Annotated in this window: 10 protein-coding genes and 1 tRNA gene; 9 read left to right on the top strand and 2 right to left on the bottom strand. The window is 46.7% G+C overall.

All coding sequences use genetic code 11. The features are described 5' to 3' along the window. Positions 1-65: 65 nt before the first annotated feature. Complete coding sequence (locus H3S82_RS10920; protein ID WP_198233232.1) at positions 66-2,615, top strand: PAS domain-containing sensor histidine kinase; 2,550 nt, start codon at positions 66-68, stop codon at positions 2,613-2,615. Positions 2,616-2,786: 171 nt separating this feature from the next. On the opposite strand, the gene mscL is transcribed toward H3S82_RS10920, so the two are convergent. Then, the gene (gene mscL, locus H3S82_RS10915; RefSeq protein ID WP_077972829.1) at positions 2,787-3,200 is read right to left on the bottom strand and encodes a large conductance mechanosensitive channel protein MscL; all 414 of its coding nucleotides are present in this window, start codon (positions 3,198-3,200) and stop codon (positions 2,787-2,789) included. A 158-nt stretch (positions 3,201-3,358) separates the two neighbouring features. Continuing rightward, the gene (locus tag H3S82_RS10910) at positions 3,359-3,754 is read right to left on the bottom strand and encodes a hypothetical protein (protein ID WP_198233231.1); all 396 of its coding nucleotides are present in this window, start codon (positions 3,752-3,754) and stop codon (positions 3,359-3,361) included. Positions 3,755-3,863: 109 nt separating this feature from the next. Here H3S82_RS10910 and H3S82_RS10905 point away from each other — a divergent pair, with 109 nt between their 5' ends. The 8 genes from H3S82_RS10905 to edd all read left to right on the top strand — a co-directional run bounded on the left by H3S82_RS10905 (position 3,864) and on the right by edd (position 13,681). Continuing rightward, on the top strand, positions 3,864-4,211 hold the full coding sequence (locus tag H3S82_RS10905; protein ID WP_198233230.1) for a DUF952 domain-containing protein: 348 nt from the start codon (positions 3,864-3,866) through the stop codon (positions 4,209-4,211). Then, positions 4,208-5,296 carry a quinone-dependent dihydroorotate dehydrogenase gene (locus tag H3S82_RS10900; protein WP_198233229.1) on the top strand — a complete coding sequence of 363 codons (1,089 nt, stop codon included), beginning with the start codon at positions 4,208-4,210 and terminating at the stop codon, positions 5,294-5,296. Before H3S82_RS10905 ends, H3S82_RS10900 begins: the two co-directional genes overlap by 4 nt. 518 nt (positions 5,297-5,814) lie before the next feature. After that, a tRNA-His gene (locus H3S82_RS10895) sits at positions 5,815-5,891 on the top strand. Between the two features lie 639 nt (positions 5,892-6,530). Then, the gene (locus H3S82_RS10890; RefSeq protein WP_198225863.1) at positions 6,531-7,958 is read left to right on the top strand and encodes a glutamine synthetase family protein; all 1,428 of its coding nucleotides are present in this window, start codon (positions 6,531-6,533) and stop codon (positions 7,956-7,958) included. Between the two features lie 11 nt (positions 7,959-7,969). Then, positions 7,970-9,253, top strand: coding sequence for an FAD-binding oxidoreductase (locus H3S82_RS10885; RefSeq protein ID WP_198233228.1), 1,284 nt, complete (start codon positions 7,970-7,972; stop codon positions 9,251-9,253). A gap of 321 nt (positions 9,254-9,574) precedes the next feature. Beyond that, on the top strand, positions 9,575-11,053 hold the full coding sequence (gene zwf / locus H3S82_RS10880; protein WP_198237157.1) for a glucose-6-phosphate dehydrogenase: 1,479 nt from the start codon (positions 9,575-9,577) through the stop codon (positions 11,051-11,053). Between the two features lie 10 nt (positions 11,054-11,063). Then, positions 11,064-11,831, top strand: coding sequence for a 6-phosphogluconolactonase (gene pgl, locus H3S82_RS10875; protein WP_077972815.1), 768 nt, complete (start codon positions 11,064-11,066; stop codon positions 11,829-11,831). A gap of 14 nt (positions 11,832-11,845) precedes the next feature. Continuing rightward, entirely contained in the window at positions 11,846-13,681 is a 1,836-nt protein-coding gene (gene edd / locus H3S82_RS10870; RefSeq protein ID WP_198233226.1) for a phosphogluconate dehydratase, read from the top strand. Positions 13,682-13,702 lie beyond the last annotated feature (21 nt).

The raw sequence follows: 13,702 nt of genomic DNA, 5'->3' as shown, positions 1-13,702 counted from the left end.
TTGAAACTTTTTGCTCTTTCCTGTAAAAGATCGAATTAACATTTCTTTAACCGGTGGAGCAATCCTTGGCATTTCTGGATTTTCTATCTGAAAGTACAATCAGAAACGCTTTTTTGAGCGGCAAGTGTTCTTTCGTGCTTGACCGCAACGCATCGGTTTTATTGTGGCTTGATGGTGCTGCTCTTTCATTTTTCGGCTTTTCATCTCTTACCGATGCGCTTGATCGGGAAGAGATTTTCGATAGTGCAGTCAAGCGCCAGATCGAAAATGGCATTAAAAGCGGTCGTCCGGTTCATTTGCGCGGAAAAAGCGGGGCACGGTCTTTCAGCCTGTCACTCATATCCGGCGGGGCTCATGCATTAAATAAAACGCATGGGGAAAATGCGCCGGACAAACAGAAACAGTTTATCTTTGCCTCGGAGGTCGATTCGACTGGAAAAACAAACAGGTCGGGCAAAGCAGCAAATGATATAAATCGAAATCTTTTGGTCACTCATCCGGAAGCACTTCTTGAAGGACTGGAAGACCATAATATTTCGGCTGCTATTTTTGGTGACAAGAACAAAATTCTTGCACAGACCGGAAATTTTCAGCCACTTGGCGATGCACTGCAAATTTTTCTTTCTTCCATTGACGGTTTTTCACCCGTTAAAACCTTGATGAAAAATGGCGGGGAACAAGTGCAGGTCAATGCTATTCACTTAAGTGAAATGCCGCAAAGCTTTCTCGTTCTTTGCTTCAATATCGCGACTATAGATGAAAACACGGCCGGTCAAAACAATCAGAAGACAAATGAAAAGCCGGCCCGTTTTACATGGCAGATGGACGAAAACGGTGCATTCAGCAATTTTTCCCGCGGGTTTTACGATCTTGGTGGCGATGCCGAAAAATTGCTTGGTAGGCCGCTCGCCGATCTTGCTAATGAATATCAGAATGCCGGTTTTTTAAAACTTGAAGAAAAAATTTCGCAATGCACCGCCTTTCAAGACGTGGTTGTTCTTTTTCCAACTAAAAGGGAATACGCGAATTTGGAAGTCTCTTTGTCGGGTCTTCCCGTTTTGTCGCTTGATGGAAAACTTGACGGGTTTCGCGGCTTTGGCATGGTGAAGGATCGAGTCAACAGGCAGCCAAATCCGGAGAGTGAAAATCGGGATGTTGCTCCTTTTACAACTGTCGAAAAGAAGTTAGCTCCACTACCGGAAAAGCCGGTCGAAAACGAAACAATTCACTCGCAATTATTGGCGGGGAATGCGCCGGATGACGCAGACAAAACGGCTCTTGGGAGCCTAGAAAAACAAGCTGATCAAACATTGCAAGAGCAAGATACCGGTTCGGCTTTGAATAGTTCGGAACGCTCGGCTTTTCGTGAAATTGCCGAACGTTTGCGGAGCGAATTACAATTGCCGGCCGTGGCGCGGCCGCTTTCAAAAGCTTCAAAAGGCGATAAAACAGCTCATGATGAACAGTTATCCGGAGAAAACAGGTTTACGCCTGAACGGTCTTCCCTTCTCAATTTGCTGGATACAGCAACAGACGGCTTTGTTTTTCTCAATAATGACGGGTCTATAGAAGGTTTTAGTGCAGCCGCATCGGCACTTACCGGCTATGATGAAGAGGATGTGGCCGGTCGACCGTTTAAAAGCTTGTTCCGGACGACTTCCGAAGAAGCAATCAGCGACTATCTTGCAGCACTCAAAAGCGGTGGGGCAAAACGGTTATTTAATCGTGGTCAATCGGCCGATATTCAAACAAAGTCTGGTGATGACATTCGGGTTTTTGTCACGCTGGTACCGCTTTCCAATCAAAAAGGATATGCGGGTCTCTTGCGTGATATGACGAATGTGTCGGCGCAAAGCCAGCCAATTTATGATAACGAGGTTTTTGCACAAACCATCCACGAGATCAGAACACCGCTTAATGCTATGATCGGTTTTGCCGATATTATGCGGGAAGAACGGTTCGGCCGTATCGAAAACGAACGTTATCGTGGCTATTTGCGCGATATTGTTTCTTCCGGAAAACATATATTGACCCTTGTAAACTCCTTTCTTGAAAAGGCAAAATCGCGTTACGAAGAAAAAACACGCTCTGGAGAAACAATTAGTGAAAAGGCAATAGACAAACGTCAATCCTCAGTGCCGAGTTTTGACGTTATCCAGCAATTGAGGAAATCGGTTGCATTGTTTGAAAATCAGGCCAACGAAAACGGCATTATCATTCGTATTACCATGCCGTCAAAAATACCGGCAATCGGAATTGATGCGCAGGAATTCAGACAAATTATTTTCAATCTTCTGTCAAATGCTATCCGTTTCACCCAAAGTGGCGGGCAAATTGTGGTTCATCTTTCAACCACAGACAAGAATTATGTGAAATTATCGGTGAGCGATAATGGTATCGGTATGAACGAGGAAGAAATGGCGCGCGCCCTTCAGCCTTATGGACAGGTTGCAAGAAAAGACGGACGTATGGGCGATGCAGTCTTTACCGGTACCGGTCTTGGCCTGCCGACGACAAAAGGGCTTGCCGAAAAAATTGGCGGAAGACTTATCCTGCTATCAAAACCGGGGCAGGGAACAACAGTAGAAGTGTTTTTTCCCGTTCGCCGTTCGTAAAATCAAGCCGGAATTTTAAGTGTTTTCAAGCGGGCTGGCGCACTCCGGTTTCTCGAATGGCCAGCGCTTTATGTAATTTTTCAAAGCAATTCCAATGCCTGAATGATCGCACTTATGAGCTTTCAAATTTTATTGTAAAGCACGCTTTATCAAAATGCGCATTTACAAATATTATTTTTTGGCAGCCAGCAGATCGCGTATTTCGGTCAGCAATACCTCGTCACGGGGAACCGGCTTTGGTGCAGGGGCTTGCTGCTCTTTACGGTGCATTGCATTGATTGCTTTAACGACAATGAATAGCACCCAAGCAATAATGAGAAAATTGATGAGCAAGGTAATGAAATGGCCATAGGCAATTGTTGCTCCCGCTTCGCGCGCGGCTGCAAGAGTTGTCTGTTTTTGACCGGCAAGCTGGATGAACATGTTGGAAAAGTCTATGCCACCTGTGATAAGCCCGATAACCGGCATCAGCAAATCGTTGACAATAGAATTGACAAGGCCGCCAAAGGCACCGCCGATAATAACACCGATGGCCAGATCAATCATATTGCCCTTTAGTGCAAATTCCCGAAATTCTTTGAGCATTAGCCTTTTCCTCGCCTGTTCATGATCGTTTTCAATTCTCACAATAATCAATGCAGATTATGCTACGATCCTAAAATATGGCACAATAACGGGAAGAAAAGACTTTTATTATCATTTCCTGCAAGAAGCTAAAAAACATCGCGCAGAATTTTCAGGAATTAAAGTTTATCGGCACCTTTGTCGGGCGAGGTCTGGTTATCTTTAAAGTCGTTTTTAAACTTGTCGAAGAAATATTTCATTGTGTCATAGGCCTGATCCATATCCTGTTTGCTCGGCAGGCCCGTTGTGGCTTTATTTTGTTGAAGCTCTGCTATTTTAGCTTTCAACGTTTTGATTTCCTGTTCGTAACGCGCGCGTTCGTCACCGGAAATAGCGCAGGTTATTTTCCCGTCCTTATCAAGACATTTGTCGATACTGCCGGTATCGGTATCAAGACGCAAATAACCGTCATCGACTTTTTGAAATTCAAAACGATGATCGGATGCAGAACCGATTGTCGTCAAACCGATAGTACAGCAGGATGCGAGAACAAGTGTTTTAAGAAAAGTCGACATTTTTATTCCTTGGTTGAAACTCTCATATTGGTTATATAGGGATGAATAAAAATATTTCCCATTTTGTGGATTCCAATTTTTAACGAAATAGCATATTGGCTCGAAAGTTATGGCCTTGATTTATAAGATTGTGTCGAAAGACGAATGGAAAAAAGCCGAAGATTCAGGTGTTTTTTCAGGTGCTGCGGTCGATATTGCCGACGGTTTCATCCATTTTTCAACTGCCGAACAGGTGGCAGAAACAGCAAACAAACATTTTAAAGGCCAAACCGGTCTCTTGCTTGTAGCCGTTGATGAAGATGAGCTTGATGAAGAGGCACTGCGTTATGAAGTGTCTCGCGGAGGGGCGTTTTTCCCTCATCTTTATGGTGACTTATCGCTTGAAGCTGTTGTCGGTGTCAGCCCTTTCGAAGCTGACGAAAACGGCCTATTCGAGTTCAGCGAGGTATTGCCATGAACCTTTATCGTTCTCTGTTACGCCCGTTGATTTTCTGCCTGTCGCCCGAAAAAGCCCACAAGCTTTCCATCCTTGCATTGAAAGCGGGCTTCGGTTCGAGGCCGGCAATCCATGACCCACGTTTGGGGGTGGACATAGCCGGACTGGAATTTCCGAATTTTTTGGGCTTGGCCGCCGGTTTTGATAAAAATGCCGAAGTTCCCGATCAAATATTGCGTTTGGGCTTCGGCTTTAGCGAAGTTGGTACAATCACGCCGCGTCCACAGGCAGGCAACCCTCAACCCCGTCTCTTTCGTCTTCGTGAAGACGAGGCTGTCATTAATCGCATGGGGTTTAACAATGAGGGGCATGAAGCTGCTCATAAACGGCTCGCCAAGCGTAAAAAGCAGGGCATTGTCGGGGTCAATATTGGTGCGAACAAAGATTCGGACGATCGTATTCTCGACTATTCGCGCGGCATTCATTGTTTTTATGATGTTGCAAGCTTTTTCACCATCAATATTTCATCACCGAACACACCGGGTTTACGGAATTTGCAAGCCCGTGACAGTTTGAAGGAGTTGCTGTTGTCGGTGAGCGGGGCGAGAGAGGAAGAAAAACAAAAGACAGGTGTTCATGTTCCGGTCTTTTTAAAAATAGCACCTGATTTGACCGAAGAAGGGCTTGATGATGTTGCCGCCGAGCTTCTCGCCTCGGATGTGGACGGGCTGATTGTTTCCAATACGACACTTTCCAGAACAGGTCTTGAAAATAAAAGCTTCAGCAGCGAATCGGGCGGGCTTTCCGGCAAGCCGTTATTTGAACGCTCGACGATTATTCTTGCGAAAATGCGCAAGAGATTGCAGCAACAAAAACCGATCATCGGGGTTGGCGGTGTTTATGATGCGAAAACAGCGCTCGAAAAAATAAAAGCCGGTGCCGATCTTGTCGAACTTTATAGTGCGATGGTTTACGAGGGTGCGGGGCTTGCCAGACACATTCTGAAAAATGTGCTCGAAACCATGAAAAATGATGGTGCGAAAAAGATAGGGGAATATCGCGACCTGTCTTTGGATGAATGGGCAAACCGCAAAATTCCTGATTAGGAGCACACCAAGCGGTTCCCCAAAAGTGTGAAACGGTTTTGGGATAAACCCAAGTTTACTAAAGACTTGGTTCCCCAAAAGTGTCCAAGCAGTGCCTGAAAAGTGCGAAGCGGTTTTCGGGAAGTGCACTGCGACAAGGAAAGAGTACGGTTTTGGGATAAACCCAAGTTTACTAAAAACTTGGTTCCCCAAAAGTACCCAAGCAGTGCCTGAAAAGTGCGGAGCGGTTTTTATAGAAAGCACCGCAATAATGGGAAAATCCGGTTTTGAAAAACCTTTGATTGCAAATTCCCTATAAAAGAAAAGAGAGGCTTTTTTGGGCGTGTTTTATCCCGCATTGATTGCCAATTTAATAAGTGCCATTATGCGGGCGGAATAAAAGTTTCAGTGATTTTGCAGTCCGCCGAAGACAAAAATCCAATGAAAATACCAATAAATAGAGTTTAAATGCGCTAAGGCACTTGCAAAATTGTTCGATCTTCCGTATGTCACCCGTCAGAATGTTTCATTCTGGCGATGCGGTTGTAGCTCAGTTGGTTAGAGCGCTGGTTTGTGGCACCAGAGGTCGTAGGTTCAACTCCCACCAACCGTACCATTTTTCCTGAGCTTTTCGGTTATTTTAAAAAAAGAGTGCACTTTTGCGTAAGCGCTTTCATCTACGTAAAAGCAGAAGAGAGATGAACGGCTTAGCACGGTTTAAAAAAATTCGAATAGAGCCGCGCTGACAGCTTAAAAAAGAGCCTGAAGAACCATGTTCAGACAATGGAACGTCTTCGAACTTCCAGTGATTTTTGTTGAAAACCTGACTCTTGCATAATTTGCGCTATGCACTGATGATTTTTATGTCTGACGGGTTTTCATTCAGCAACCGGCGAGCCAAAGGCAAGATCGGATAATGGCTTGAAATAACATTTTGCAGCCAAATTGTTAAAACCCGTCCAATTTGCAAATCGGAATATCGGCTAAAGGTTGATGTAATAAAAGCTTTGCAAGGTCTTTGTTCCATGAGGTAATATGAGCTCGTAGGGCCAAGGCTTAAGACGGGCAGGGGGAAAATAAGAAGATCAAGATCAGCTTGGGGCAAGACGGGACGAATAGATTATATCCGGTTTTGATAAATTGATAATCTGACGGGAGCGATAAACGTCCGGTTGACAAAAGACGGTGGGCGTTAGAATTTTTGAAACTGGATAGCCGATATCTATAGACCATAGAAATTTCAATTTGGTGTTTTATGACCTTAAAAAAAACAAAAAAGACAAAAGATAAGAGCACAAAGTTGCAACACGCTTATCTCAAGAATATTTATGGCGTTAAAAATTGGCACGAAGCCTCGGAGTGGCTTGCTTTTCGCGGTATTGAAGACATTGAATGTATTACCCCCGATCAGGCCGGTGTTGCTCGCGGCAAAATGATGCCGTCGAGCAAATTTACGTCCGATACGTCGCTTGCTCTGCCTTCGGCTGTGTTTATGGCAACGATTTCCGGCGATTATCCCGAAGATGGCAACGGTTTCCATTATCCGGCCGATGATGGTGATTTGCGATTGGAACCCGATCTTGCAACTTTAAGTGTTGTCCCGTGGGAAGATGATCCGACCGCACAAGTTATTTGCGATATTGTTTACCAGAGCGGTAAACGGGTTGAATTCACGCCACGCAATGTTTTGCGCAATGTTGTGGAAGAATACACAAAATTGGGTTTGAAACCGGTGGTGGCACCGGAAATAGAGTTTTATCTTGTCCAGAAAAATCCTGACCCCGATTATCCTTTGACACCTCCTGTTGGCCGCTCCGGTCGCGCTATCGGTGGCGGGCAGGGCTATTCCATTGCCGGTGTTAACGAATTCGACGAACTGATCGACGATATGTACCATTTTTCCGAGGCGCAAGGTCTGGAAATCGACACATTGATTCACGAAGAAGGGGCAGGCCAACTCGAAATCAATTTGCGTCACGGTGACCCGATCGAACTTGCCGATCAGGTTTTTCTATTCAAACGCACCATACGTGAAGCGGCATTCAAGCATGATATGTATGCAACCTTTATGGCAAAACCCATAGAGGGCCAGCCCGGTTCGGCCATGCATATCCATCAATCTATTGTCGACGTGAAGACCGGCAACAATATTTTTACCCGTTCCGACGGGAGTGAAAGCGAAGCCTTCCGGTATTTTCTGGGTGGCTTACAGAAGCATATGGCAAGTGCAATGGTGATGCTTGCGCCATATGTCAATTCCTATCGCCGGTTGGTGCCGGATCTTTCGGCACCGGTCAACCTCCATTGGGGTTATGACAACCGGACCACGGCCTTTCGTGTTCCCCGTTCGGCACCTCAAGCGCGACGTGTTGAAAATCGTCTTCCATCATCCGATGCCAATCCCTATCTTGCACTTGCAGCATCACTCGCCTGCGGTCTTATCGGCCTTGTCGACAAACTCAAGCCTGACGAACCGTCGTCAAAGACTGTTAATGCCGATCATGTAGATTTGCCCCGTGGTCTTGTCGAGGCGGTAGCATTGTTTGACGAGAATAAACGGTTACGTTCGGTGCTGGGGGACACATTCGTTAACACTTATGCCGCTATAAAACGGCAAGAATTCGAAACGTTTATGGAAGTTATCAGTCCTTGGGAGCGGGAATATTTGCTGCTCAATGTGTAGGATATCAATTTATGTTTCACGAAAACAATATATCACCGGGGCTATCCTGGTATGAATTCAGTGTAGCCGAACGCCCGACCTATCCTTCTCTCCATGAAAAAAAAGACTGTGATGTCGCTATAATCGGTGGCGGCTTCACCGGACTTTCCGCAAGCTATCATCTGGCAAAAGCGGGCTTAAGTGTTGTACTTGTCGACGCGGCGCGGTTTGGTGACGGAGCGTCCGGCCGCAATGGTGGACAACTTGGAACAGGCCAGCGGCAATGGGTTGAAAAGCTCGAAAAAACACTGGGGTTCGAGCGGACAAAAGCTCTGTTCGATCTCGCTGAAGAAGCCAAGAAAGATATATTGGACTTTCAACAGAAAGGCATAATCGATCTCGATTATGTTCCAGGACAACTGTCTCTTGCTTATAAAAAACGCGAGATTGCCGCCTATCAGCAACATGTCGCCAATATGCTCCGTTACGGCTATGACAAATTGTCTTTTATGGACAGCAAGGAGACACATGAGCGTTTGGGAGCGGATTTTTATTATGGAGGAATTCGCGATACCGGTACCGGTCACATCAATCCGCTAAAACTGGTTGTCGGGCTTGCCAATCTTGCTTCGAAAGCAGGTGCGCAGCTTTATGAAAAAACCCGTGCTACGGCAGTTCGGACAGAAGGCGATAAATGTATTGTTACGACCAGCGAGGGATATATCGTAGCCAGACAGGTTTTGCTTGCTACCAATGGTTATGATCTGGGTTTGCAACGTTTCGTCGAAAAATATATTGTGCCGATACGTTCCTATATCGGAGCAACAGCCCCCTTACCAATCGATAGCGAAATTTTGCGTGGTGGCGAAGCTGTTGATGATTCGCGTTTTGTTGTGCGCTATTTCAGAAAAAGTGCCGACAACCGTTTATTATTTGGAGGGGTTGAAAGCTATGACCGTTCGCTCATTGACCACCTTGCCGAACGTATTCGTGCCCAGATTATAGAGATTTTCCCGAAATTGGGGCAAATCGAACTCACCCATTGTTGGGGAGGGACAGTTGCTATTACCGTCGAACGCATGCCTTACGTTCGAAAAATTATGCCGAATGTGATTTATTGTGGCGGTTATTCCGGTCATGGTGTGATGCTGGCACCTTTTATGGGCAAGCTTTATGCAGAATCTATTCTTGGAAAGGGCGACCGGCTTTCTCTCTTCAAAGAATTGAAAATTTCTTCTTTTCCGGGTGGAACAGCATTGAAGGCGCCGCTCCTTTGGGTGGCAATGCGGTTTTTTGCCTTGATGGACCGATTCTAAAAATGGTGATTGTGAATTCGACGCCTTGAAGAATGAGGCAGCCATCGCAAAATTGATGAACGTCAATATTTGCACTTGATCGTACCGGATGCACGTTGTCTTCTATTGGAAACGCCTCTTGGAAGCGCCGGATTTGACAGAAAAATTGTGTTTCTCCAAAGGGGAAACGCCGGATTGCTTGTTTTTGATTGCCCGTACAATAAATTTAATGGTGAAGTAACCGGCAAATTAACAGCTTATTCAGCACCTCAAGGCATATATATCGTGATATAAGTAAGATTTACGACTAGAGGTAAAGCGTCTGAGGACTTTGGTATTTCTATGGTAAGTAAAATAATTCCTATTCCCCCGTTTGATTGCATTGTTTTTGGCGGTGCGGGCGATCTTGCCGAAAGAAAGCTCTTACCCGCACTCTATCACCGCCAATGCACAGGGCAATTCAGTGAACCGACACGCATTATCGGTACATCACGTTCGAAATTGACTGATGAAGAATATCGCAATTTTGCGCGCCAAGCGATCGAGAAACATGTTTCGGCCGCCGATATAGACAAAGGTGAAGTTGACCGTTTTCTCAAAAGACTGAGTTACGTTCCCGTTGACGCTACAAGCGATGACGGTTGGGACAAATTGAAAAAAGCAATCGAGATTTCTTCGAAAAATACGATCAGGGCTTTTTATCTGGCGGTCAGTCCGGCACTTTTCGGTAGTATTGCCGAACATTTGGGAAAAAATGGTCTGGTAACCGATGAAACCCGTATCATCGTCGAAAAACCGATTGGACGGGATCGTGAAACCGCAACCAAGCTTAATGATACATTGGCACGGGTTTTTCACGAGAGGCAGATTTTCAGAATCGACCATTATTTGGGCAAAGAGACTGTCCAGAATTTGATGGCATTGCGCTTTGCCAATGCGCTTTATGAACCATTATGGAATTCTGCCCATATCGACCATGTCCAGATAACAGTGGCCGAATCAGTCGGGCTTGAGGGACGTGCCGGTTATTATGACAATGCGGGCGCTCTTCGCGACATGGTGCAAAACCATATGTTGCAACTTTTGTGTCTGGTTGCGATGGAACCGCCTTCAGCCAATACGGCCGATGTTGTCCGTGACGAGAAGCTTAAAGTTCTGCATTCGCTTTCCCGTATTGATAGCCATAATGTAACAACCCGCACCGTACGCGGCCAATATGAAGCCGGTGCTTCGACAAGCGGGCCTGTCGGCTCCTATCTTGATGATCTTAAAAAAGATAAAAGCAATACCGAAACATTTGTTGCTTTGAAAGTTGACATTAACAATTGGCGTTGGGCGGGAGCGCCCTTTTATTTGCGCACCGGCAAACGTCTTGCGACCCGCATGTCGGAAATTGTGGTGACGTTCAAACCCATTCCCTACAATATTTTCGGCAGCGAGGCTGGTGAGATTGTACCGAACCGGCTGGTTATCCGTTTGCAGCCTGACGAGGGTGTCAAACAATGGCTGATGATCAAGGATCCGGGGCCGGGCGGGATGCGGCTTCACCATGTACCGCTTGATATGACATTTGCCGATTCATTTCAGGTTCGAAATCCCGATGCTTATGAACGTTTGTTGATGGATGCTGTCCGTGGCAACCAGACATTGTTTATGCGGCGTGATGAAGTCGAAGCTGCGTGGAGTTTTGTTGATCCGATCGAAGAAGGTTGGGAAGCAATAAATATGCCGGTTCAAGGTTATACGGCAGGAACATGGGGGCCATCAAAATCGATTGCCCTGATCGAGCGGGATGGTCGCACATGGAACGACACAGTTTAGGGTATTTGTTATGAGCTTGATGGATACAAACCGGCTGAATTTCGACACGCCTTCGGCATTGGCTTCAGCTTTGGCTGATCGGGTTGCAGCGGAATTGAGTGTTGCTATTGTTGAACGCAAACAGGCAGTGCTCGCTGTATCAGGTGGTAAAACACCAGAACTTTTTTTCCATTACCTTGCCAAGGCAGATATTGATTGGAAAAATATTCTTGTCACTCTGGTGGATGAACGTTTTGTGCCCGTGACAGATGATCGTTCCAACGAGCGTCTGGTGCGTTCAAGCCTATTACAGAATTTCGCCTCGAAAGCCCGCTTTTATGGCCTTTATAACCCGTCGATCACCGCAGAACTTGCGGCCTTTTCCGCAGCAAGTCGCATCAACGGCCTGCCGCGGCCTTTTGATGTGATCGTTCTTGGTATGGGAACCGACGGGCATACAGCCTCGTTCTTCCCGGGTGGTGACCGCTTGAAACAGGCTATTGATCCGGAATCGCGTGCGCTGGTTTTACCAATTCATGCACGTGGCTTGAAGGAAGCCCGCTTAACGCTTACATTGCCCGTTATTGTCGAAGCACGTTTTATTGCTCTTCATATTGAAGGTCAGACGAAACTCGATGTTTTCGAACGGGCTTTAGAAGACGGACCGGTTGAAGAATTGCCTATTCGTGCAGTGTTGAAAAATACACGCCATCCTGTTCAAGTCTATTGGTCGCCGAATGAAGAGGAAAAGCAGATAACGGATGGAACCCATTCGTTATTTGACACAGTTTCAGTTTAGGAGAAAGAAAGAACATGTCTCTTTCAGGCACTATTGCTGCCGTGACAGACCGGATTCGCGAACGGTCAAAGAAAAGTCGCGAAATCTATCTTGACCGGATAAACCATGCCGCACGCAATCGCCCGCGTCGCAGCTTTTTTGCCTGTGCCAATCAGGCGCACAGCTTTGCTGCCTGTGCACCGCTTGATAAAGAGCGGTTGAAAGAAGACGTTGTCGGCAATATCGGCATTATCACAGCCTATAATGATATGTTGTCCGCGCATCAGCCTTTTGAAGCTTTTCCTGAAATTATCAGGGCTGCAGCGCGCGAGGCCGGTGGTGTAGCCGAAGTTGCAAGCGGTGTTCCGGCAATGTGCGACGGCATTACCCAAGGTTATACCGGTATGGAACTGTCGCTTTTTTCACGCGATGTGATAGCAATGGCTGCTGCCGTCGGCTTATCGCATGATGTATTTGATGCTGCACTTTATCTTGGTATTTGCGATAAAATTGTGCCGGGTCTTGTCATTGCCGCTTTGACCTTCGGGCATATTCCGGCAATTTTTGTGCCTTCAGGCCCGATGACAACCGGTCAGGGCAATGACAAAAAAGCGGAAATCCGCCAGCTTTATGCAGAAGGCAAGGTTGACCGCAAGGCATTGCTACAATCGGAAGCGACATCCTATCATGGGCCGGGAACCTGCACTTTCTATGGAACTGCCAATTCCAACCAGATGATGATGGAAATGATGGGGCTTCATATGCCGGGAGCTGCTTTCATCAACCCCAATACTCCGTTACGCGATGCGTTGACGCGGGAAGCAACAAAGCGTGCTCTCAAAATTACCGCCCTTGGCAATGAATATACGCCGGTCGGTGCGATGATCGACGAAAGGTCATTTGTCAATGCGATTGTCGGGATGAATGCGACTGGAGGTTCGACCAACCATACAATTCATCTGATCGCTATGGCTCATGCGGCAGGTATTGATCTTACCTGGGGCGATATTGCCGAAATTTCATCGGTTGTTCCGCTTATCGCGCGCGTTTATCCCAATGGTCTTGCCGATGTGAACTATTTTCATGCCGCAGGCGGCATGGGATTTGTCATCAAACAATTGATTGAGGCGGGTCTTGTTCATGATGATGTCCGCACAGTTTTCGGCGAGGGCTTGGATGCTTATGCTACCGAACCGAAACTTGGAAGTGACGGGCAAGTTGTGCGTGAACCGGCACCGGAAAAGAGTGGCGATGAAAAAGTACTCACCGGTTGGCGGAAACCCTTCCAACCGGACGGCGGCATTCGTGTGCTTTCCGGCAATATGGGCGCTGCCATTATCAAAGTATCGGCAGTCAAACCCGAACGCTGGTTGATCGAAGCACCGGCTTTGGTTTTCAATGACCAACTGGAACTTCAAGATGCTTTCAAAGCCGGTAAACTTGATGGCAAGGATTTTGTTGCCGTTGTGCGCTATCAGGGGCCAAAAGCCAATGGTATGCCGGAATTGCATAAACTGACGACGGTTCTTGGCGTATTGCAGGATCGCGGGCAGAAGATTGCCCTTGTAACCGATGGTCGTATGTCCGGCGCATCCGGAAAAATTCCGGCTGCCATCCATGTCACACCGGAAGCACTTGATAATGGTCCGATTGCACGGTTGAAAGACGGCGATATGATCCGGCTTGATGCCAATGAGGGAACATTGACAATTCTTGTCAATGAACAGGAGTTCAACAACAGACCGATTGAACACCCTGATCTTTCAGCACATGAATTCGGTACCGGACGCGAGCTTTTCCGTGTCTTCCGCGAATTTGTCGGGCGGGCCGATCAAGGGGCAAGCGTTGTTGTTGGTCCTTTGCGCAAATAGCTGGTTTAAAGCTTGATAGTC

Source organism: Bartonella sp. M0192 (assembly GCF_016102305.1).
GTDB lineage: Bacteria > Pseudomonadota > Alphaproteobacteria > Rhizobiales > Rhizobiaceae > Bartonella > Bartonella apihabitans.
This window is presented reverse-complemented; position numbering and strand designations above follow the sequence as displayed.

Excerpts from the sequence above, each read along its gene's own strand:
- mscL (WP_077972829.1), bottom strand. The coding sequence starts at position 3,200 with ATGCTCAAAGAATTTCGGGAATTTGCACTAAAGGGCAATATGATTGAT.
- H3S82_RS10910 (WP_198233231.1), bottom strand. The coding sequence starts at position 3,754 with ATGTCGACTTTTCTTAAAACACTTGTTCTCGCATCCTGCTGTACTATC.
- H3S82_RS10905 (WP_198233230.1), top strand. The coding sequence starts at position 3,864 with ATGGCCTTGATTTATAAGATTGTGTCGAAAGACGAATGGAAAAAAGCC.
- H3S82_RS10900 (WP_198233229.1), top strand. The coding sequence starts at position 4,208 with ATGAACCTTTATCGTTCTCTGTTACGCCCGTTGATTTTCTGCCTGTCG.
- H3S82_RS10890 (WP_198225863.1), top strand. The coding sequence starts at position 6,531 with ATGACCTTAAAAAAAACAAAAAAGACAAAAGATAAGAGCACAAAGTTG.
- H3S82_RS10885 (WP_198233228.1), top strand. The coding sequence starts at position 7,970 with ATGTTTCACGAAAACAATATATCACCGGGGCTATCCTGGTATGAATTC.
- zwf (WP_198237157.1), top strand. The coding sequence starts at position 9,575 with ATGGTAAGTAAAATAATTCCTATTCCCCCGTTTGATTGCATTGTTTTT.
- pgl (WP_077972815.1), top strand. The coding sequence starts at position 11,064 with ATGAGCTTGATGGATACAAACCGGCTGAATTTCGACACGCCTTCGGCA.
- edd (WP_198233226.1), top strand. The coding sequence starts at position 11,846 with ATGTCTCTTTCAGGCACTATTGCTGCCGTGACAGACCGGATTCGCGAA.